General features: G+C 61.6%; 16 protein-coding genes. 11 read left to right on the forward strand and 5 right to left on the reverse strand.

The annotated features are described in order from the left end of the window. Positions 1-107: 107 nt before the first annotated feature. The 6 genes from HH213_RS12150 (at position 108) to HH213_RS12175 (ending at position 6,923) form a co-directional block, all read left to right on the forward strand. On the forward strand, positions 108-1,103 hold the full coding sequence (locus HH213_RS12150; protein ID WP_110846207.1) for a LacI family DNA-binding transcriptional regulator: 996 nt from the start codon (positions 108-110) through the stop codon (positions 1,101-1,103). An 86-nt stretch (positions 1,104-1,189) separates the two neighbouring features. After that, positions 1,190-3,511: a glycoside hydrolase family 65 protein gene (locus HH213_RS12155; protein ID WP_229263406.1), complete on the forward strand. Its 2,322-nt coding sequence runs from the start codon at positions 1,190-1,192 to the stop codon at positions 3,509-3,511. Continuing rightward, a complete protein-coding gene (pgmB, locus tag HH213_RS12160) occupies positions 3,508-4,155 on the forward strand; it encodes a beta-phosphoglucomutase (RefSeq protein WP_169112412.1) in 648 nt (215 codons plus the stop codon). The genes HH213_RS12155 and pgmB overlap by 4 nt, the downstream gene beginning before the upstream one ends. Before the next feature lie 25 nt (positions 4,156-4,180). After that, the gene (locus tag HH213_RS12165; protein WP_169112413.1) at positions 4,181-5,449 is read left to right on the forward strand and encodes an MFS transporter; all 1,269 of its coding nucleotides are present in this window, start codon (positions 4,181-4,183) and stop codon (positions 5,447-5,449) included. A gap of 10 nt (positions 5,450-5,459) precedes the next feature. Further along, positions 5,460-6,476 (forward strand): substrate-binding domain-containing protein, encoded by a 1,017-nt coding sequence (locus HH213_RS12170; RefSeq protein ID WP_169112414.1) that lies wholly within the window; start codon positions 5,460-5,462, stop codon positions 6,474-6,476. Positions 6,477-6,521: 45 nt separating this feature from the next. Further along, a complete protein-coding gene (locus HH213_RS12175; protein ID WP_169112415.1) occupies positions 6,522-6,923 on the forward strand; it encodes a hypothetical protein in 402 nt (133 codons plus the stop codon). On the opposite strand, the gene HH213_RS12180 is transcribed toward HH213_RS12175, so the two are convergent. Then, entirely contained in the window at positions 6,917-7,321 is a 405-nt protein-coding gene (locus HH213_RS12180; RefSeq protein WP_169112416.1) for a RidA family protein, read from the reverse strand. The two genes, HH213_RS12175 and HH213_RS12180, sit on opposite strands and share 7 nt — an antisense overlap. 69 nt (positions 7,322-7,390) lie before the next feature. Between HH213_RS12180 and soxR the strand changes: the two genes are divergently transcribed. Together soxR and HH213_RS12190 are read left to right on the forward strand one after the other, a co-directional pair. Continuing rightward, positions 7,391-7,822, forward strand: a complete 432-nt coding sequence (soxR, locus tag HH213_RS12185; protein ID WP_169112417.1) for a redox-sensitive transcriptional activator SoxR — start codon at positions 7,391-7,393, stop codon at positions 7,820-7,822. Between the two features lie 244 nt (positions 7,823-8,066). Continuing rightward, positions 8,067-9,512, forward strand: a complete 1,446-nt coding sequence (locus tag HH213_RS12190; RefSeq protein ID WP_169112418.1) for a pectate lyase family protein — start codon at positions 8,067-8,069, stop codon at positions 9,510-9,512. Positions 9,513-9,555: 43 nt separating this feature from the next. Here HH213_RS12190 and icmF read toward each other — a convergent pair whose 3' ends face one another. The 3 genes from icmF to HH213_RS12205 all read right to left on the reverse strand — a co-directional run bounded on the left by icmF (position 9,556) and on the right by HH213_RS12205 (position 17,509). After that, positions 9,556-12,846 carry a fused isobutyryl-CoA mutase/GTPase IcmF gene (gene icmF / locus HH213_RS12195; RefSeq protein ID WP_169112419.1) on the reverse strand — a complete coding sequence of 1,097 codons (3,291 nt, stop codon included), beginning with the start codon at positions 12,844-12,846 and terminating at the stop codon, positions 9,556-9,558. 49 nt (positions 12,847-12,895) lie between these two features. Continuing rightward, on the reverse strand, positions 12,896-16,414 hold the full coding sequence (locus tag HH213_RS12200; RefSeq protein WP_169112420.1) for an indolepyruvate ferredoxin oxidoreductase family protein: 3,519 nt from the start codon (positions 16,412-16,414) through the stop codon (positions 12,896-12,898). Between the two features lie 165 nt (positions 16,415-16,579). Then, complete coding sequence (locus HH213_RS12205; protein WP_169112421.1) at positions 16,580-17,509, reverse strand: LysR substrate-binding domain-containing protein; 930 nt, start codon at positions 17,507-17,509, stop codon at positions 16,580-16,582. A gap of 133 nt (positions 17,510-17,642) precedes the next feature. Here HH213_RS12205 and HH213_RS12210 point away from each other — a divergent pair, with 133 nt between their 5' ends. Further along, positions 17,643-18,863, forward strand: coding sequence for an HD-GYP domain-containing protein (locus HH213_RS12210; RefSeq protein ID WP_110846673.1), 1,221 nt, complete (start codon positions 17,643-17,645; stop codon positions 18,861-18,863). A gap of 64 nt (positions 18,864-18,927) precedes the next feature. Here the strand turns inward: HH213_RS12210 and HH213_RS12215 are convergent, their stop codons facing one another. After that, entirely contained in the window at positions 18,928-19,971 is a 1,044-nt protein-coding gene (locus HH213_RS12215; RefSeq protein ID WP_110846219.1) for a GGDEF domain-containing protein, read from the reverse strand. Positions 19,972-20,224: 253 nt separating this feature from the next. Here HH213_RS12215 and HH213_RS12220 point away from each other — a divergent pair, with 253 nt between their 5' ends. Together HH213_RS12220 and HH213_RS12225 are read left to right on the forward strand one after the other, a co-directional pair. Continuing rightward, on the forward strand, positions 20,225-20,404 hold the full coding sequence (locus HH213_RS12220) for a Flp family type IVb pilin (protein ID WP_110846220.1): 180 nt from the start codon (positions 20,225-20,227) through the stop codon (positions 20,402-20,404). A 57-nt stretch (positions 20,405-20,461) separates the two neighbouring features. After that, positions 20,462-20,992 carry an A24 family peptidase gene (locus HH213_RS12225; protein ID WP_169112422.1) on the forward strand — a complete coding sequence of 177 codons (531 nt, stop codon included), beginning with the start codon at positions 20,462-20,464 and terminating at the stop codon, positions 20,990-20,992. Positions 20,993-21,019 lie beyond the last annotated feature (27 nt).

The raw sequence follows: 21,019 nt of genomic DNA on the forward strand, positions 1-21,019 counted from the left end.
AATGTTATCGATGTCAATTGAAATGTTATCGATGTCATTTTTCGCGACAAACGAAATTTTTCTGTCATAATGCGTCCGCACTCCTGCTTTTTATACCTATAACAACGATGCCCGCAAAGAAGACTGTCACCACCACGCTGACGATGGAAGACCTGGCCAAGCTGGCCGGCGTGTCCAAGATCACGGTGTCGCGGGCGTTGCGCGACAGTCCGCTGGTGACGGTCGAGACGCGCGAAAAGATCCGCGCGCTGGCCGAGCAGCAGGGCTATCGCCTGAACGTCAGTGCGCGCAACCTGCGCATGGGCCGCAGTTATTCGGTGGCAGTTGTTGTAGAAATGACACCCGTGCGCGGCCGGCCGATGTCCGATCCGTATCCCCTGGAGCTGTTGGGCGGCATTACGCAGGAGCTGACCACGGCCGGCTACAGTGTTGTTTTAACATCCAAGCAGCTGATGAACACGGCGCCAGTGATGGGCGCCGACGGCCTGATCCTGCTGGGCCAGGGGTCGCACGGCGAGGCAGTGCGCACGGTGCAGCAGACCGGCATGCCGCTGGTGGTGTGGGGCGCGCCGCAGCCGGGTAGCGACTACGTCGTGGTCGGCTCGGACAACCGCAAGGGCGGCATCAGCGCGGCCGAGCGCTTCATCGCGCAGGGCCGGCAGAAGCTGGTGTTCCTGGGCGATGTCGACCACGCCGAGGTGCAGGAACGCTGTGCCGGCTTTATCGACGCCATGGGCGGCGCGGCCATGGTGCACATCATCCGCCCGAAGGCGTTCACCTTCGAGGCGGGCTTCGACAGCATTTCCGCGCTGCTGAAGAAGAAGGGCGCGTCGTTCGACGGCGTGTTTGCCGCCAGTGACTTGCTGGCCATGGGCGCGATCCGCGCGCTGGCCGAGAAGAATTTGCGGGTGCCGGAGAATGTCTCCGTCATCGGTTACGACGATACGCCCGGCGCGGCCAGTTTCGTGCCGCCGCTGACCAGCGTGCACCAGTATCTGCGCGACGGCGGCGTGTTGTTGGCCAAAAAGATGTTGGGCCTGATCGAAGGCCACCCGGTCGCTTCTGAAATGCTGCCGACCACGCTGATGGTGCGGCAAACCTAGTTTTCCCGAAATCGCCAAAAACACTCCAAAAAACGGCGTATTTTGAAATTCAAACCGCTTTGAATCGCTTTTCTAAGGAATTCGCTGTGCAAGAACACACTTATCCTCTTGAAGCCTGGTGCATCCGCGAGACCAGCTTTGATACCGGCTCCCACTTCCTCGATGAGACGCTGTTCGCGCTGGGGAATGGCTACATCGGCCTGCGCGGCACCGGCGAAGAGGGCTACAGCGGTCCGGCCGGCACTTCGCTGGATGGCACTTACCTCAACGGCTTCTACGAATCGGAGCCGATCGTTTATCCGGAGGCGGCGTATGGCCTGGCCAAGGTCAACCAGTTCATGCTGAACGTGCCGAACGCGAAAGGCATCGAGCTGTGGCTGGACGGCGAGCGTTTCGACCTGCTGACCGGCTCCGTGCAGAGCTACGATCGCGTGCTGGATTTCCGTACCGGCCTGCTGACCCGCGTGGTGGAGTGGACTTCGCCGCAAGGCCGCAGCGTGCGCGTGCGCAGCCGCCGCATGGTCAGCTTCGAGAACAAGCACCTGTTTGCGATTGAACTGGAAGTGACGCCGTTGACCGACATCGATAATCTGCGCCTGGTGTCCGCGCTGGACGGCGCGGTGAAAAACCTGGAGGCAGGCGACGATCCGCGCGTGGGCTCGGCGATTTCCGGTCCGACGCTGCACATGATCGACAGCGAGCAGTCGGACAGTTTCGCGGCGCTGGTGCAGAAGACCCATAACAGCGGCTTCACGCTGATCAGCGCCACCGAGTCGGTGCTGAGCGCCGGCCTGCCGGCAGTGACCGCGCAGGAAGGCCAGCGCCTGACGCAAAGCTGGACGTTGGCGGCGCGCGCCGGTCAGACGGTCACGCTGACCAAGTACGGCAGCTACTACTCGTCGCGCGACTACGATGCCAAAGAGCTGATGTGGCGCAGCAAGGACACGCTGTCCAGCGCCGCCGCCGCAGGCTTCGACGCGCTGCGCCTGGCGCAGGAGCAGTACCTGGCCGACTTCTGGCAGCAGGCCGACGTGCAGATCGCCGGCGACGACGCGCTCCAGCAAGGCATGCACTTCAACCAGTTCCACCTGCTGCAATCGGTGGGCCGCGACGGCAAGACCAATATCTCCGCCAAGGGCGTGACCGGCGAGGGCTACGAAGGCCACTATTTCTGGGACACGGAAATCTACATCTTCCCGTTCTTCCTGTATTCCAAGCCGGAGATTGCGCGCAAGCTGCTGGAGTACCGCTACGCCGGCCTGCCGAAAGCGCGTGAGCGCGCGCGTCAGATGTCGCATGACAAAGGTGCGCTGTACCCGTGGCGCACCATCGCCGGAGAAGAGTGCTCGGCCTACTTCCCTGCCGGCACCGCGCAGTATCACATCAACGCCGATATCGCCTACTCGATCAAGACCTATATGGAAGCGACCAACGATCAGGACTACCTGATCCAGGCCGGCGCCGAGATCGTGATGGAGACGGCGCGCATCTGGACCGGCATCGGTTCGTATGATCGCGAGGGCCGCTTCTGCATCAACCAGGTGACGGGACCGGACGAATATACGGCGCTGGTCAACAACAACTACTACACCAACGCGATGGCGCAGATGCACCTGAACTTTGCGGCGTCCATCGCCGAGCAGTTGCAGGTGGAGGCGCCGGCCGAATTCGCGCGCATCGCCGCCGCCATGGCCTTGGATGCGAACGAGCCGGCCGCCTGGCGCCGCGCCGCGTCGCTGATGAATCTTCCGTACGACGACGCACTGCAAATCCACGCGCAGGATGATAGCTTCCTGTCGAAGAAGGTGTGGGATTTCGCCAACACGCCGAAGGAGAACTACCCACTGCTGCTGAATTACCACCCGATGGTGATCTACCGCCATCAGGTCTGCAAGCAGGCGGACGTGGTGCTGGCGGCGCTGCTGCTGAGCGACCAGTTCTCGCTGGACGACAAGCGCCGCGACTTCGATTACTACGAAGCGGTGACCACGCACGATTCGTCGCTGTCGACCTGCATCTTCAGCATCATCGCGGCGGAAGTGGGCTATGAAGACAAGGCCTACGACTATTTCATGGAGACCGCGCGCCTCGATCTGGACGACACGCACGGCAACACGCACTACGGCGTGCACACGGCGGCGATGGCCGGCACCTGGATGGGCGTGGCCTACGGTTTCGCCGGCATGCGGGTGGTGGGCGGCGCACTGCACTTCGCGCCGAAGCTGCCGAAGCAGTGGCAGCACTACACCTTCAAGATCCACTTCCGCGGCGCGCTGCTGGAAGTGCATGTGCAACCGGGCCAGGTGGAATATCGCCTGCTGCAAGGCGAGGTGCTGGACTTTACCCATGGCGGCGAGGCGGTCGCACTGACCCTGTCGCAACCCAAGCAATCGAGGAGTTTGGCATGAGCCGTTTTAAAGCAGTCATATTCGATCTGGATGGCGTGATCACCGATACCGCCCATTACCACTACCTGGCGTGGAAGGAGCTGGCGGAATCGCAGGGCGTCCACTTCGACCACGAGTTCAATGAGCGTTTGAAGGGCATCGACCGCATGGGATCTCTGGACCTGATCCTGGCATCGGCCGCGCATCAGCGTCAGTACACGCCGGAAGAAAAGCTGGCGCTGGCGGACACCAAGAACAAGCACTATCAGGAACTGATTTCGACCATGTCGTCCAAGGATCTGCTGCCTGGCGCGGTGGAGGCGCTGGACACGGTGCGCCGCGCCGGTTTGCGTATCGGCCTGGCCTCGGTCAGCAAGAACGCCTTTACGGTGCTGGAGCGCCTGGGCATCACCGATAAATTCGATTACGTGGTGGATGCCGCCACCATCGCACGCGGCAAGCCGGACCCGGAGATTTTCCTCAAGGCGGCGCGGGAACTGGGCGTGGCGCCGGCAGATTGTCTCGGCGTGGAAGACGCGGTGGCCGGCGTAACGGCGATCAAGGCGGCCGGCATGTTCGCGCTGGGGATAGGCCATCCCTTCGTGCTGACGGAAGCGGATGTGGTGATTACAAGTCTCAAAGAATTCAACCTCGCCGCTTACTAAAATAAAAACGCCGGAGACAAGCAGCATGAAGAACAACAAAATACTATTTGCGCTATTCCTGATCTACTTTGTTTTCGCCATCCTGCTGAACAGCGTGGGCACGGTGATCCTGCAGGTGATCAGCAATTACGGCGTAACCAAGTCCGCCGCCAGCGTGCTGGAAGGCTTCAAGGATCTGCCGATTGCGGTGGTGTCGTTCCTGGTAGCGTCGTTCCTGCCGCGCGTGGGCTACAAGAAGGCCATGCTGATTGGTCTCGCCATCGTCACCTTCGCCTGCGTGGCCATGCCGCTGCTGCAATCGTTTGCCACCACCAAGGCGCTGTTCTTCTGCGTCGGCGTGTCGTTTGCGCTGGTGAAGGTGTCGGTGTACTCCACCTTGGGTCTGATCACCGCCGACCGCAAGCAGCACGCCAGCACCATGAATCTGCTGGAGGGTTTCTTCATGCTCGGCGTGTTGAGCGCCTACTGGGTGTTTGGCTACTTCATCGACTCGCACAATCCGCAATCGCAAAGCTGGCTGCAAACCTACTGGGTGCTGGCGGTGCTATGTGCGGCGACCTTCCTGCTGATTCTATCGACGCCGTTTAACGAAGCGCCGGCGGCGCTGCCTGAAAATCGCGGCATCGCGCAGGACTTCGCGTCGATGCTCAAACTGTTTATCAAACCACTGGTGTGCGTGTTCATCATCACCGCCTTCCTGTATGTGCTGATCGAGCAAAGCATCGGTACCTGGCTGCCGACGTTTAACAACGAAATCCTCAAGCTGCCGGCAGCCATGAGCGTGGAAGTGACCAGCATCTTTGCCGCCTGCCTGGCTGTCGGACGTCTGTCGGCCGGGGTGTTGATGCGCAAATTGAACTGGTATCCGGTGATGAACGGCTGTGTGCTGGGCATGGGCGCCACGGTGCTGCTGGCGCTGCCGTTGACGCATGATGTGGTGGCCAATCCAGGCATCACCTGGGCCACCGCGCCGCTGGCGACCTTCCTGTTCCCCCTGATTGGGCTGTTCATGGCGCCGATCTACCCCGGCATCAATTCGGTCATGCTCAGCTCTTTGCCGAAGAACCAGCATTCGGCCATGACTGGCCTGCTGGTGATTTTTTCGGCACTGGGCGGCACTACCGGTTCGCTGATTACTGGTTACGTGTTCGGTAACTTCAGCGGTCACTTTGCGTTTTACCTGACGCTGGTGCCGATCACGATTGTGCTGGTGATGTTGTATTTCTTTAAAAAGGCGGTCGATGATGGTGGCGGTGGGTTCGATGCCACCGCTATAATCAGCGGTCAACATTAAGAAAAAGTCTATGAACCTCGCGCACCTGGCAAATCACCTTGGCATGTCCAAGACTACGGTGAGCCGGGCGTTAAACGGTTACCCCGAAGTCAATGTGCGGACCCGCGAGCGGGTGCTGAAGGCAGCCAAGGAGGTCGGCTACCAGCCGAATCCGATGGCGCGTTCGCTGGCGCTGGGGCGCACCAATGTCTTTGGCATCATCTATCCGCTGCTGCCGACGGACCTTGGCGATCCGATGTTCCTCGACGTGGTGGCCGGTATGTCGGCCGCGCTGGAAGCGGTCAACAAGAACCTGATCATCGCGCCGGTGTCGCCGGCGGCCGAGCAGCCGTCGTACCAGCAGATTGTGCGTGGACGGCGGGTCGATGGCCTCGTCGTGGGCCGCACGCTGGTGCGCGATGAGCGTATCGCGTTTCTCAGCAAAGCCAAATTCCCATTTGTAGCGCATGGCCGCACGGAGTTGAATGTGCCGTATGCGTGGTTCGACTACGACAACGAGGCCGGTGTGCGCATCGCCATGGAGCGCTTGCTGGGATTGGGCCATCAGCGCGTGGCACTCATCAGCGCGCCGCTGGAATTGAATTTCGCGCGGCAGCGCAAGGACAGTTTTGTCACCGCGCTGTCGGTGGCCGGCCTGTCTGCCGATCCACGCTACCTGATCGACAATACGCTGGACCGCCGCAGCGGCTACCAGGCCATGCAGCAGCTGCTGGCTTGCTCGCCGCGGCCGACGGCGGTCATCGTCGACAACCATCTATCCGGCGTCGGCGCAGTGCGCGCATTGCTGGACGCGGGCGTGGAGATCGGCAAGGAGATGTCGGTCATCGTCTGGGGCAGCATGGCCGACACGCTAGCCGGCGCCCACGTCACCACTATCGACCAGCCCGACCCGCGTCAGGCTGGCGCGCGCATGGTCGAGATGCTGCTGTCCCTCGTCGACGGTACCCCCGCCGGCGACTTGCACGAACTGTGGCAGCCCGTGTTGTTAGAAGGCGCTACTGTGGGCCGGATCACCGATCACCAGTAGTTGATAGGGTAGAGTGGCGGTATCGCCACTTCTACGGGCTTGCGCATGAAACCTCTTCTGGCTTATGGCTCCATTTTGCTGCTGCTGGGCGGCTGTGCGAGTACGCCGTCTGTGCGCACAGTGCAGCTGCTGGAAAATACGGGTACCGAGTTTCCGACCATGTGCATGCTGTTGCAGTCGGACGGCAGCCTGCAGTTCAAGGGCGGCTTCGATTTTTATCATCCGAGCAGCTGGCGCCGCGAGGGCGATGTGCTGGTCATTACCGTCGGCGGCAAGGCGCCGTTCCCTGCGGACCTGTACAAGGAACAGCTGCCCAAACACGTCGGCGGCCTGACCGGCTACAATGCACAGCGTCGCGAAATTACCTACCGTTTCGTCGCAGCGACCGAATTCCTCAACTTCGATAATTTCTATTTTTATCGCGCCGAGCGCTGTCACGCTCAGTAAATCTGCTGCTGAATCGCGGCGGCTTCGATTTCGAACAGCATGCCATCCAGCGCCAGTCGCGTAACGGGAATCAGCGTGCAAGCCGGTGCCGGATGGTCGCCCCACATCGCGCGCAAGGCCTTGCTGAAGATGGCGAGACGCGCCTCGCTATGATCGACAATCAACGCCGTCACCTTGGCTACCTCGGTATGCACGGCGCCCGCAGCGGCCAGCGCGGTGTGCAGATTGCGCAGCGCCTGATCGACTTGCGCGCCAAAGTCTTCGGATAAATCGCCACTCGCGTTCTCGCCTCCTTGTCCTGCGATGTAGATGATGCGCCCCGGCGCATCGGCCACCACGACATGGCTGTAACCATTGGGACGCGGATCGTACAAACCTTCTGGGTTAATGAATTTCATGATGTCCTTTGTGCAGTCAGTGTGGGGACACTATAAAATCTCAACTTAACTTAAGGTCAAGGGGATTTGATGGTTGCCAAAGAACTGGGTGTTGGCGAACTGGCGGAGCGTTCCGGCATCGCTGTCTCCGCGCTGCATTTTTATGAAGTCAAGGGATTGATTCATTCGGTCCGCACCGGCGGCAACCAGCGCCGCTACGCGCGCTCGGTGCTGCGGCGGCTGGCCGTGATCAAGGTCGCGCAACGGGTCGGCCTGCCATTGGCGGACATTGCGCGCGCACTGGATGCGCTGCCGTCCGGCCGCACGCCCACCGTCGCCGATTGGCGTCGTCTGTCGGCCGCGTGGAAGCAGGAACTGGAAGAGCGCATCAAGACGCTGACGCAGTTGCGCGATCAGCTGGATGGCTGCATCGGTTGCGGGTGCCTGTCACTGAAAGCCTGCCCGCTGCGCAATGCCGATGACGAGATGGCGCAGCAAGGCGCCGGTCCGCATTTCGACTAGTTGCTTTATTTTTTCTACAGGATTAGTATTTACACACCGTCGGCGGAAGTAGTCTGCGCCGCCAACGGATGACCAGCGCGAACTCGGTTCCCTCAACCCTCTTCGCAATGGCGGCAGGTACGCAAGGTGCCTGAATGTTGATTCGTCCCACGCATAACACTTCCTCGATTGCTACGTGCAAGGCACGTTCACGTGGGTACGGATCATCGCGAGCTGTCAGTGAATTTCACCATTGGAGACAACCATGAAATATCCACTACTCGTTGCCGGCATCGTGCTGGCTTCATCCGCGCAAGCCGCCACTATTGACGCCAGGACGTTGACCGGCGCCAGCACGCCCTTGCAAACCGCGCAGTACGGCGTCCGCAACTACTCGGCGCCGGTGCTGGTCAACGGCCTGCACGATCCGGCCAGTTATGCGGCGGCGCCCAAGCTGCCGGTATGGCAGTTTGCCGCCGCCGATCCCACCGGCGGCGTGCTGACCTTCGAACGCGATCCGGCGCCGGCCAGCGGCTGGCACGCGCAGTCGCGCAAAGGCGCGGTGCTGGTGACCGGCGGCGGCGCGGCCATCGCCAACCGCGTCTACACCGTGTACAACGGCCAGCAACTGGTGGCTGCCATCAATGAAGCCGGCAACGATCCGAAGATCATCCGCGTGATCGGCCATATCGATCTGCGCTGGAGCCAGAACAACACGGTGTTCCGCGAGTACACCAGCTATTCGGACCAGAAGTATGGCGGCTCGATCGCGCTGCCGTCGAACACCACGCTGGTCGGCATCAACGACGCGCAGGGACGGCCGGCGCGCATCACCGGCACCGCGCTGCTGATCGGTGGCGAACTGCCGTTGACGGCCGGCGGCGATCCCGAGACCGACTTCAAGAAGTGGATTGCCGATGGCAAGGATGGCGAGGACTATCCTACCTGGACCCGCAACGTTATCGTGCGCAACCTGGCGCTTGATACGCCGTGGGACGTGAACCCGGAGGACTCGGACAACGCCTATGCCGACGGCGTGACGGTGTCGCGCGGCCAGAACATCTACCTTGACCATCTGACCATCAGCGACGGCGATACGCCGGATTCGCTGGCCACCGGCACCTACGACACGCGTCACGACGGCGCGCTGGATGTGGTGCGCGGCAGCGACTACGTCACCATCGCCAACAGCTACTTCGCCAAGCACCACAAGACCACGCTGGTGGGCAATGGCGATTCGGGGCGGGCGTGGAGTGACGAGGGCCGTCTGCATGTCACCTTCAACGGCAACTGGTGGAATGGCGCGACCACGCGCTTGCCGCTGAACCGCTATGGCCAGGTTCACCTGTTCAACAACCTGATCACCGGCAGCACCTCGACCAAGGATACCGACGTCAAATTCGAAAGCGGCACCGATGCGCGCTACCGGTCCAATATGCTGCTGGAGAACCAATACTATAATTTCACCGGCCTGAAGGTGACGGAGTTCTGCGGCAAGGCCATCAAAGGTAAAGACTTCATCGGCTTCCGCTCATCGGGACACATCTTCACCAGCGACAAGTCGGGTACCAGCGCGGTGGATGGCCAATGCGGCTATGCACTGCCGCCGGCCGCCAGTGTGTGGACGCCGCCGTATGCGTACGCGCTGCAAACGGCGGCCGTAACGCTGACGGCCGTCCCGGCCAACGCCGGTGCGGGCAAGCTGCCGTAGCATGTCACGGCCCGGCAATGCGCCGGGCCGTTTTCACCGCAGATTACATATTGCGGCGGTACTGGCCGCCGACTTCGAACAGCGCGGTGGTGATCTGGCCGAGGGAGCAGACGCGTACCGCGTCCATCAGTTTGTCGAACACGTTAGCGTTGTCGATGGCGGCTTGCTGTAACGCTGCCAGCGCTTGCGGCGCTTCGGCGGCATAGCGCGTGTGGAAGTCTTCCAGGCGCTTGAGCTGCGATTGCTTTTCGTCGTCGGTGGAGCGGGCCAGTTCGATCTGCACCGGCGCTTCCACGCTCTTCGGATTGCGGAAGGTATTGACGCCGATGATGGGCAGCGTGCCGTCGTGCTTCTGGTGCTCGTACAGCATCGACTCTTCCTGGATCTTGCCGCGCTGGTAGCCGGTTTCCATCGCACCCAGCACGCCGCCGCGTTCGGCGATGCGCTCGAATTCCTGTAGCACCGCTTCTTCCACCATGTCGGTCAGTTCGTCCATGATGAACGAGCCCTGGTTGGGATTCTCGTTCTTGGCCAGGCCCCATTCGCGGTTGATGATCAACTGGATCGCCAGCGCGCGGCGTACCGATTCGTCGGTCGGCGTGGTGATGGCTTCGTCGTAGGCGTTGGTGTGCAGCGAGTTGCAGTTGTCGTAGATGGCGATCAGCGCTTGCAGCGTGGTGCGGATGTCGTTGAAGTCGATCTCCTGCGCGTGCAGCGAGCGGCCCGAGGTCTGCACGTGGTACTTGAGTTTTTGCGAGCGGTCGTTGGCGCCGTATTTGTCGCGCATCGCCACCGCCCAAATGCGGCGGGCGACGCGGCCCAGCACCGTGTATTCCGGGTCCATGCCGTTGGAGAAGAAGAACGACAGGTTGGGTGCGAAGTCGTCGATGTGCATGCCGCGCGCCAGGTAGGCTTCCACAAACGTGAAGCCGTTCGACAGTGTGAAGGCCAACTGCGAGATTGGGTTCGCGCCCGCTTCGGCGATGTGGTAGCCAGATATCGACACCGAGTAGAAGTTGCGCACCTGGTGGTGGACGAAGTATTCCTGGATATCGCCCATCACCTTCAGCGAGAATTCGGTCGAGAAGATGCAGGTGTTCTGGCCCTGGTCTTCCTTGAGGATGTCCGCCTGCACGGTGCCACGCACGTTTTGTAGTACCCATTCCTTGATCTTGGCTGCTTCGTCGGCGCTCGGCTGGCGTTTGTTCTCTTCGACGAACTTGTCGATCTGCTGGTCGATGGCGGTGTTCATGAACATCGCCAGGATCGTCGGCGCCGGGCCGTTGATGGTCATCGACACCGAGGTGCTTGGGCTGCACAGGTTAAAGCCGTCGTACAGCACCTTCATGTCGTCCAGCGTGGCGATGGAGACGCCCGAGTTGCCGACCTTGCCGTAGATGTCCGGACGCAGCGCAGGATCGGCGCCGTACAAAGTGACCGAGTCGAACGCGGTGGACAGGCGCTTGGCATCCATGCCGGTGGAGACCAGTTTAAAGCGGCGGTTGGTGCGGAAGGCGTCACCCTCGCCGGCGAACATGCGGGTTGGATCTTCACCTTCGCGCTTGAAGGCGAATACGCCGGCGGTGAAGGGGAAGGAGCCCGGTACGTTTTCCAGCATCAGGAAGCGCAGGATTTCGCCGTGATCTTCGTAGCGCGGCAGCGCCACCTTGCGGATGCGCGTGCCGGACAGCGTGTGCTGCACGAGGCGGGTGCGGATTTCCTTGTCGCGGATCTTCACCACGTAGTCGTCGCCGGCGTAGGCGGCTTGCATGTCGGGCCATTGCGCCAGCAGCTTTTTCGCGCCGCCGTCCATCTCCGCATCGCGTTCGGCGATCAGGTCATCGAAGTCTGCCGCTTTGTGCGCGATGGCCAGCATGCGTTTCGACTCGCTCAGTTGCTGGCGTTCGCGCGCCAGCGTGACCTGCTTGCGCGTGAAGCGGTGGTAGCCGCGTACGGTGTCGGCGATCTCCGCCAGGTAGCGCGCGCGGGCCGGCGGCACGATCACGTGCTTGCCGCTGGAGTGGTGCACGTCCGTCGCCAGCAACTTGCCGGCCTGCGCCTTCAGGCCGAATTGCGCAAGCTTCGGCAGCAGGCCTTGATACAGCGCGGTGACGCCGTCGTCGTTGAAGCGCGACGCCTGCGTGCCGTAGACCGGCATTTCTTCCGGGCGCTTGCTCCACAGTTCGCGGTTGCGCTGGTACTGCTTGGCGACGTCGCGCAGCGCGTCCTGCGCGCCTTTGCGGTCAAACTTGTTGATGGCGATGAAGTCGGCGAAATCGAGCATGTCGATTTTCTCCAGCTGCGATGCGGCGCCGAATTCCGGTGTCATCACGTACATCGACACGTCCACATGCGGCACGATGGCGGCATCGCCCTGGCCGATGCCGGAGGTTTCGACGATCACCAGATCGAAGCCGGCCACCTTGCAGGCGGCGATAACGTCGGGCAGCGCTTGCGAAATCTCGGAGCCGGCTTCGCGCGTGGCCAGGGAGCGCATGAACACATGCGACTGTCCGGCCCATGGATTGATGGCGTTCATGCGGATGCGGTCGCCCAGCAGCGCGCCGCCGGATTTGCGGCGCGACGGGTCGATGGAGATGATGGCGATGTTCAGCGTGTCGCCCTGGTCGAGGCGGATGCGGCGTATCAGCTCATCGGTCAGCGAGGATTTGCCGGCGCCGCCGGTGCCGGTGATGCCGAGCGTCGGCACCGGCAGGTCTTTGGCGGAGGCCAGTAGTTCGGCGCGCAGCGCTGGCGCGGCTTTTTCGTTTTCCAGTGCGGTGATCAGCTGCGCCAGCGGGCGGTGGCGGCCGGCGACGTCGGCGCCGTCGCGCAGCGGCGCCAGCGAGGTAGGGGAGTATTGCGACAGGTCGATGTCGCACTGCTGCACCATCCACTGGATCATGCCGACGAGGCCCATGCGCTGGCCGTCTTCGGGGCTGAAGATTTTTGTCACGCCGTAGTCGTGCAGTTCTTCGATCTCGCTCGGGACGATGACGCCGCCGCCGCCGCCGAATACTTTGATGTGCGCGCCGCCGCGCTGGCGCAGCAGGTCGATCATGTATTTGAAGTATTCGACGTGGCCGCCCTGGTAGCTGGAGATGGCGATGCCCTGCACGTCTTCCGCCAGCGCGGCGGTGACCACTTCGTCCACCGAGCGGTTATGGCCGAGGTGGACGACTTCCACGCCGTTCGACTGCAGGATGCGGCGCATGATGTTGATCGAGGCGTCGTGGCCGTCGAACAGCGACGCGGCGGTGACGAAGCGAACTTTGTTCTGCACGCGCGGCTCGTCCGCGACGGCCGCGAGTTTCGGGGTCGAGAGATCGTTCATTGGTGTCCCTAATAATATTTTTATCGATTATATGACGTTTACGTTAACGTCAAGCTGCTCGTTGATGGCTGAACTGTGTCAGAAGGCGTGCTTTCTCGCTACGGAAGGTTGCCACGGCCTTTTCCTTCACATGGCCGAAGCCGCGCACTTTTTCCGGCAGCGCAGCCAGTTCGACCGCCGTCGCGTGGTTGTCCGCGTTCAGCTGGCCCATCAACGCCGTCACCATCTCGCGATACTCGCCGATCAGCGCGCGCTCCATCTTGCGTTCTTCCGTGTAGCCGAAGATGTCGAAGACGCCGCCCCGCAGGGCTTTGAATTTGGCCAGCATCTTGAAAGCGCTCCACATCCACGAACCAAATTCCGCCTTCACCAGATGGCCCTTGGCGTCCTTTTTGGCCAACAGCGGCGGCGCCAGGTTGAACTTGACGCTGAAGTTGCCCTCGAACTGCTGCTGCAGCTGTTCGACAAAGCGGCCGTCCGTGTACAGGCGCGCCACTTCGTATTCGTCCTTGTAGGCCATCAGCTTGAAGTAGGATTTGGCGACAGCGCTGGACAGCTTGTTACCCAGGCCCAGAGCCGTCTCTTTCGCACGCACCTGCGCCACCAGTTCCGAGTAGGTACTGGCGTAGGCGGCGTTCTGGTACGAGGTGAGAAACTCCATACGCTTGGCGATGATGCCGTCCAGGCTTTGCGGCATTTGCAGCACGATAGGCTGCGCTGGCGTAGCGGTGCGTTCGACGCGCTTCAGGTCCACGGCGGCGCGACGGCCCCACAGAAGGCTCTTCTTGTTCGACGCCACCGCCACGCCATTCAGCTCAATCGCGCGCAGCAGCGATTCTTCTTTCAGCGGGATGCGGCCGCGCTGCCAGGCGTAGCCCAGCATGAACAGGTTGGCGGCAATCGAGTCGCCCATCAGCGCGGTGGCCAGCTTGGTGGCGTCGATGAAATCGGCCGCACCTTCGCCGACCGATTCCTCGATCAGCGCGCGCACGTCGGCGGCGGGATATTCCCAGTCGGCGTTCTGGGCAAAGGAGCCGGGTGGCTGCTCGTGCAGGTTGACGATGGCCAGCGTGCGGCCTGGACGCATCTTCGATACCGCATCGGCGGCGCCGGCGGTCAGCATGTCGCAGCCGAGGACCACGTCGGCTTCGCCGGTGGCGATGCGTTGCGCGCGCAGGTGCGACGGCGTGCGCGCGATTTTCACGTGCGACGTGACCGAGCCGTTTTTCTGCGACATGCCGGTCATGTCCAGCACCGAGGCGCCTTTGCCTTCAATGTGCGCGGCCATGCCCATCAGCGCGCCGACCGTGATCACGCCGGTGCCGCCGATGCCGTTGATCAGAATGTTGTAGGGGTGCTCGCAGTCCGGTAGCGCTGGCGATGGCAGTTCATCCCAGCCGTCGTCGTTGGATGTGGCGCCGGCTTTGGATTTTTTCAGCGCTCCGCCTTCCACCGTGACGAAGCTTGGGCAGAAGCCCTTCACGCACGAGTAGTCCTTGTTGCACGACGATTGGTCGATGGTGCGCTTGCGGCCGAATTCCGTTTCCTTCGGCAGGATGGAGACGCAGTTGGATTGAATGCCGCAGTCGCCGCAGCCTTCGCATACGGCTTCGTTGATCACCATGCGCTTGGCGATGTCCGGATACGCGCCGGTTTTGCGGCGGCGGCGCTTTTCGGCGGCGCAGGTCTGGTCGTAGATCAGCACCGAGACGCCGGCCACTTCGCGCAGCTCGCGCTGCACTGCATCCATGTCTTTGCGGTCGTGCAGCGATACATTGGAAGGCAGTGCGGAACGGTCGGTGTAGCGCGACAGGTCTTCCGTCACCAGCGCGATGCGTTTGACGCCTTCGGCGGCCATCTGCTGCGCGATCATCGGCACCGAGGTCTGGCCGTCCACCGGCTGGCCGCCGGTCATGGCCACGGCGTCGTTGTACAAAATCTTGTAGGTCATATTGACCTTGGCCGCCACCACTGCGCGGATCGCCAGGTAGCCGGAGTGGAAGTAGGTGCCGTCGCCGAGATTCTGGAACACGTGCGGAATCTTCGAAAACGCGGCCTGGCCGATCCACGGCGCGCCTTCACCGCCCATGTGCGTGGTCAGCTTGTTGAATTCAGGGTAGATCGAGGTGGCCATCACGTGGCAGCCGATACCTGCCAGCGCGAACGAACCATCCGGCACTTTGGTCGACGTGTTGTGCGGGCATCCGGAGCAGTAGAAGGCCGGGCGGAACGGCGTGTTGATGGCCTTCTTCAGCACCGCATCCTTGGCGTCGAGGAAGGTCAGGCGCGCCTTGATCTGGTCGTGGATGTTGGCGTCGCTGATGTAACGCTCCACGCGGCTGGCGATCACGCGCGCCACTTGCGACACGGAGAAGTCGGCCTTCGGCGGCAGCAGCCATTCGCCGCGCGGCGCCACCCACTCGCCCTTGTCATCGAATTTACCGACCACGCGCGGACGCACGTCGTCGCGCCAGTTGTACAGCTGTTCCTTCAACTGGTATTCGACGAACTGGCGCTTTTCTTCCACCACCAGGATTTCGTCGAGACCCTGCGCGAATTCGCGTACGCTGTCCGGTTCCAGCGGCCATGGCATGGCGACCTTGAACAGGCGCAGGCCGACCTTGGCGGCCATGGCTTCATCGATGCCCAGTTCTTCCAGCGCTTCCAGCACGTCCAGATAGGATTTGCCGGAGGCGATGATGCCCAGTTTGGCGTCCGGCGAATCGATGGTGGTGTGATTCAGTTTGTTCTCGCGCGCATAGGCCAGCGCAGCGTAGATTTTATAGTCCTGCATTAGCGCTTCCTGATTGCGCGCCTGCTGGCCCAATGGCACCGACGACAGACGGGCATTCAGGCCGCCGGCCGGCATCACGAAATCCTTCGGTATCCTGGTCTCGACGCGGAACGGATCGGCGTCGATCGAGGCGGACGATTCCACCGTATCGGCCAGCGCCTTGAAGGCCACCGCACAGCCGGAGAAGCGCGACATGGCCCAGCCATGGATGCCGAGGTCGAGATACTCCTGCACATTGCAAGGGTAGAGCACCGGCACCATGCAGGCCGAGAAGATGTGGTCCGACTGGTGCGGCAGCGTGGACGAATATGCGCCATGGTCATCGCCGGCCACCAGCAGCACGCCGCCGTGCTTCGCCGTACCGGCATGGTTCATGTGCTTGAAGACGTCGCCGCAGCGGTCCACGCCCGGGCCTTTGCCGTACCACATGGCGAACACGCCGTCGTATTTCGACTCGCCGATCAGGTCCACCTGCTGCGATCCCCAGACGGCGGTCGCCGCCAGATCCTCGTTTACGCCTGGCACAAACTGCACGTTGTGCGCTTCCAGATGCGGCTTGGCTTTCCACAGGTTTTCGTCCAAGCCGCCCAGCGGCGAGCCGCGGTAGCCGGAAATGAAGCCGGCGGTGTTCAGCCCGGCGGTCTTGTCGCGCGCGTGCTGGATCATCGGCAGGCGCACCAGCGCCTGGATGCCGGACAGGAAGATTTTGCCGTTGGTGGAAGTGTACTTGTCGTCAAGGCTCACGGACGTGAGGCTGCTGGTGCCGTCTGGCATGGTGGTGTCTCCGTTTTTGGTATCAGATCGCGCTTGGACTGGAGGACGCCGGGTAAGCGAGCCAGACACAAGCCATGGTGCCGCATTGTTAGCGGCTTAGTCCCAGTATGGGCGCGAGTTGACGTATACGGAAATACCGTTTGCCGATGGGGGTATAAGAATAACTTATATGGGTGTGGCACCCGGCCAAAGCCCATCCACGCACAGCGTTTCGCTGACCTGACGCACCAATCTGCTGATGGCGGTGGCCGCATTGGTCAGCGGGATGTTGCGGGAATAACACAGTACGACCGTGCGGGAAATTGACGGTTGGTCGATGCGCTGGGCGCGCAAAGTGCCGCGCTGCAGTTCGTCCAGGACAGGCGCGGATGGCAGTAGGGTCGCTCCCATGTCTGCCAGCAAGGCCGATTTGAGGATGGCGATGGAGTTGATCTCGATCACGTTGCCGACGGTCAGGCCGGCGGTGCGCGCCACGCTCTCGATGCGAGGCCGCACGCCGTGCTGCAATCCCGGCAAGATTAGCGTGGTGGCCAGCGCCTGTTGTAGTGTAAGTGACTGCTCACCCTCGCCGTAAGGCCGATCGGTGCGGCAGATAAAGCGCAGTTCTTCCTCTACCAACGGCGTCGTGGCGAACTGGCCGAGCTGGCCATCGTCAAACAGCACGGCCAGGTTGATGCGGCCGGATTTGAGCTGATCGCCCAAGTTGCCGGTCAATTCCTCGGTCAGTTGCAGCGTGATTTCCGGATACTGGTCGCGGGTGGCGGTCAGCAGTGGCAGCGCCAGCGCGCCAGAGATGCTGTGCGGCAGCCCCAGCGTGACGGCGCCGCTTGGCCGCTCGGCCGACTGCGCCACAGCGGAACGCGCGTCCGCCACCTGCTTGAGGATGGCCTGGGCGTGCTCGTAGAACACCTTGCCGGCGTCCGTGCTGAGCACGCCCTGGGCGGAACGGTGCAGCAGTTGCACGCCCAGTTCTTCCTCCAGCTGGCGCAGCTGCTGGGTGAGAGCGGGCTGGGCGACGTGCAGGATCAGCGCCGCCCGGGACAACGATCCGTGGTCGACGATGGCAACGAAATAGCGGAGCTGTCGTAATTCCATATCCAATAAGTAAGAGGTAGAGACTTGCTTAAAAGTAGTTGTAGTTGTAAATTTGATCCCCGTAGGAAACACAGTTTGTTATACTGCTTGCATCGCGGGTCGTCTTCCAGCCCCTATTCTGATGGGTATACGCATGTTAAAGAAAGTCGATTCTTCTCAGCTGAAAGTGGGCATGTATATTCATGACCTGAGCTGCGACTGGATGACCCATCCGTTCGTGCGCAACCGCTTCCTGCTGACCACCCACGATGAAATCCGCAAAATCCTCAACGCCGGCATCCACGACGTTGTCATAGACAGTTCCAAAGGGCTGGATGTGCAGGATGCGCCGTCGCTGGCCGAAGCGCAAGCCGCCACCGAACGCGAGATCGTCGAAATCGTCGCCAAGGCGCCGGTGCAAACCCGGGTGTCGCTGGGCGAAGAGATGCAGCGGGCGGTGCAGATCCGCCACCAGGCGTCGACGCTGGTGCGGACGGTGATGCAGGACGCCCGTCTTGGCAAGGCTATCGAGCTGGACCAGGTGCAGCCGGTGGTGCAGAACATTACCGAGTCGATCCTGCGCAACCCGGGCGCGCTGGTGGGGCTACTGCGGATCAAGAACAAGGATGATTACACCTTTTTGCATTCGGTGAGCGTGTGCACGCTGCTGGTGGCGTTCTGCCGCTCGCGCAATCTGCCGGCCGACGTTACCCATCAGGCCGGTCTGGGCGGGCTGTTGCATGACACCGGCAAGGCACTGGTGCCGGACGCCATCCTCAACAAACCGGGGCCGCTGACCGACGAAGAATTCGCCATCATCAAGAAGCACCCGGAAGATGGCTACAAGATCCTGAAGCAAACGCCGGAAATCGGTCCGATTCCGCTGGATATCACGTTGCATCACCACGAGCGGCGCGACGGCAGCGGTTATCCGAGCAAGCAAGCCGACGACGGCATCAGCGAACTGGCGCAGATGGCGGCGATTGTCGACGTGTATGACGCGATTACGGCCGATCGCTGCTACCACAAGGGCATGTCGGCAGCGGCCGCGCTGCGCAAGATTTATGAGTGGAGCAAGTTTCACTTCAACCCGACGTATGCGCAGGAATTCATGCGTTGCGTGGGGATTTATCCGGTGGGCACCATGGTGCTGCTGGAGTCGGGACGCCTGGGGGTGGTGGTCGAGCCACATGAGACCAATCTGCTGGCGCCCAAGGTCAACGTGTTCTTCCATACCAAGAAGAATGTCTACATCAAGCCGGAAACCGTGGATCTGTCGCGTGGCCTGGGCTTTGGCGGCGGCGATAAAATCGTCGGCCACGAATCGCCGGCCAAGTGGAATGTGGACCCGATGCGCTTCCTGAGCGTCGCATAGGTCGGCTCAAAAAGCGCTCAGCTTCGTTGCGGCGCCTCGCTGCGCGCGTTTTGACACAACCTGTTTAGAAAAATTCCGCCGTATCGTTGGATTCAATGGCCTGCAACAGGCCGCCAGTGACCAGCTCGTCGTAGTGGCAGACCAGGTTGCGGCCGTGACTCTTGGCGTAGTACAGCGCCTGGTCGGCATGACCGAGAATGATCACCGGCGCTTCCAGCGCGCTGATGCTGACAAAGCCCACACTGACCGTCACCTTGCCCACTTGCGGGAAGTCATGCCCGGCCACGTTCATGCGGAAGCGTTCGATGATTTTCTTGGCGTCGTCCAGCGTGGCCGAGCGCAGCAGCACGACGAATTCCTCGCCGCCGAAACGGAACACGCGGTCTTGCGCGCGGAATGACGAGGTCAGCAGATTGGCGATCAGGATCAGCACTTCATCGCCGTACAAATGGCCGAAACGGTCATTCACATGCTTGAAATGGTCGACATCCACCACGGCCAGCCATTGCTTTTCTTCCTGGCGGTGGATGCGACGCTCCGGCTCGCCCGGCAGCGTCAGCGCGTCCTGCTCGGTGCTGGCCGCCAGCATCTTGGACAGCTGATCGTCGAAGGTCTTGCGGTTGAGCAGGCCGGTCAGCGAATCGCGTTCGCTGTAGTCGAGCAGATTCTGGAAATTGCGGTAGACACTGACGATGCCGCCAATGACGTGGATGGTTTCCTTGGTGTACGGCGTCGGATTGACGATTTCCAGGCAGGTATCGGCCTTGTCGCCCAGCCAGATCGGCAGCCACAGCGTGTGCTCGTCGGCTTCGTTGGCGATATCGGCGCCGGATTCGTGGCGCGCGATGCATTGCGCCAGCGCCGGGAAGAGGTCAATGGAATCGCCCGGATGCTGCTGGTCCGAGGTATCGACCATGCGCGCAGCTTCGCCTGCGCTGATGATGGCGCGTGGACGGACAAATACCTTCCCCCTAACCGTGGCAAGCGTCAACACACGGACCTGGGTGGCGTGAGCAAGCTCCTGCACCGCCGAAATCACTGAGATGTCGAGCATCGTGTGATCGCGGTGACCGGTCATGTCCACCATGTGTTTCAGTAGGGAATCCATTTGCCTTTCCAAAAAACAGCTGGTCAGCATAATAGCTTTTTGCAATCAAGGCAATTCTTGTGTGCTAAAAAAAACCTACATAAATGAAGAATGAGATCTTTTTCCGACAATCGACTTCATCATAGACTAAAAAAGATTCCGCATGGAAAACTTGCGTGACGTCAACTCTTATAAATTTGCGGTCCGTATAGTGGAACGCAATGGCGCAGAACACCGCGCCAGAGGTTTTCATCAACCAAGCAAGGAGTACGACATGAACTCGCTGATTGCAGTTGCAAAAGCGTTTGCGCGCGACGAGGACGGTATCACGGCAATTGAATACGGCCTGATCGCGGCGACCATGGTGGCCGCCGTGGTGGCCGCATTCGGTTTCCTGACGCCGGCGCTGAGCGACGCGTTCCAGGCCATCGGTAACAAGATCAAGTCGCCGTAACAGTAGCAGGCTTTCCAGCCGCAGCCAGGCTGGAAAGCCTTTTCGTGGAGAAATCTCATGCTGAACGCGATTGAAGTCATTCTGATCTGCCTGGTGACGCAGGCGGCGCTGACCGATCTGGCCATGCGCAAGATTCCCAACGTACTGGTGCTGAGCGGTTTGCTGCTGGCGCTGCTGTTGCACCTGCTGAGCGGGCCGCCGTGGGCGCCGCTGTCGCAATGGCTGGCCGGCATCCTCGCCGGTTTTTTTTTATTCCTGCCGCTGTACCTGCTGCGCGGCATGGCCGCCGGCGACGTCAAGTTGATGGCGATGGTGGGCGGTTTCACCGGGCCGTGGCTGGCGCTGCACATCGCCGCGCTGTCCTACCTGATCGGCGGCGTGATGGCGCTGCTGATGTTGCTGGCCAGCGGACGCTGGCGCGACAGCGCCCGTAATCTATGGCAGATCTGCAAGCCGCTGCTGTTGCGCCTGCTCGGCGTGCCGCTGCAGCCGGTACCGCTGGCGCCTGCCGCCAGCGTCGGCAGTATTCCATACGGCGTGGCGATCGCGCTCGGCACGGCCGGCATGCTGGCCTGGACCCATCACTGAACAGGGCTTGCTGCACGTCAATGTCCG

Origin of the sequence: Duganella dendranthematis (assembly GCF_012849375.1) — a bacterium.
Classification (GTDB): domain Bacteria; phylum Pseudomonadota; class Gammaproteobacteria; order Burkholderiales; family Burkholderiaceae_D; genus Rugamonas; species Rugamonas dendranthematis.

What these genes read in the sequence shown, in the direction of transcription:
- HH213_RS12150 (WP_110846207.1), top strand. Translation starts at nt 108, where the DNA reads ATGCCCGCAAAGAAGACTGTCACCACCACGCTGACGATGGAAGACCTG.
- pgmB (WP_169112412.1), top strand. Translation starts at nt 3,508, where the DNA reads ATGAGCCGTTTTAAAGCAGTCATATTCGATCTGGATGGCGTGATCACC.
- HH213_RS12165 (WP_169112413.1), top strand. Translation starts at nt 4,181, where the DNA reads ATGAAGAACAACAAAATACTATTTGCGCTATTCCTGATCTACTTTGTT.
- HH213_RS12170 (WP_169112414.1), top strand. Translation starts at nt 5,460, where the DNA reads ATGAACCTCGCGCACCTGGCAAATCACCTTGGCATGTCCAAGACTACG.
- HH213_RS12175 (WP_169112415.1), top strand. Translation starts at nt 6,522, where the DNA reads ATGAAACCTCTTCTGGCTTATGGCTCCATTTTGCTGCTGCTGGGCGGC.
- HH213_RS12180 (WP_169112416.1), bottom strand. Translation starts at nt 7,321, where the DNA reads ATGAAATTCATTAACCCAGAAGGTTTGTACGATCCGCGTCCCAATGGT.
- soxR (WP_169112417.1), top strand. Translation starts at nt 7,391, where the DNA reads ATGGTTGCCAAAGAACTGGGTGTTGGCGAACTGGCGGAGCGTTCCGGC.
- HH213_RS12190 (WP_169112418.1), top strand. Translation starts at nt 8,067, where the DNA reads ATGAAATATCCACTACTCGTTGCCGGCATCGTGCTGGCTTCATCCGCG.
- icmF (WP_169112419.1), bottom strand. Translation starts at nt 12,846, where the DNA reads ATGAACGATCTCTCGACCCCGAAACTCGCGGCCGTCGCGGACGAGCCG.
- HH213_RS12200 (WP_169112420.1), bottom strand. Translation starts at nt 16,414, where the DNA reads ATGCCAGACGGCACCAGCAGCCTCACGTCCGTGAGCCTTGACGACAAG.
- HH213_RS12205 (WP_169112421.1), bottom strand. Translation starts at nt 17,509, where the DNA reads ATGGAATTACGACAGCTCCGCTATTTCGTTGCCATCGTCGACCACGGA.
- HH213_RS12210 (WP_110846673.1), top strand. Translation starts at nt 17,643, where the DNA reads ATGTTAAAGAAAGTCGATTCTTCTCAGCTGAAAGTGGGCATGTATATT.
- HH213_RS12215 (WP_110846219.1), bottom strand. Translation starts at nt 19,971, where the DNA reads ATGGATTCCCTACTGAAACACATGGTGGACATGACCGGTCACCGCGAT.
- HH213_RS12220 (WP_110846220.1), top strand. Translation starts at nt 20,225, where the DNA reads ATGAACTCGCTGATTGCAGTTGCAAAAGCGTTTGCGCGCGACGAGGAC.
- HH213_RS12225 (WP_169112422.1), top strand. Translation starts at nt 20,462, where the DNA reads ATGCTGAACGCGATTGAAGTCATTCTGATCTGCCTGGTGACGCAGGCG.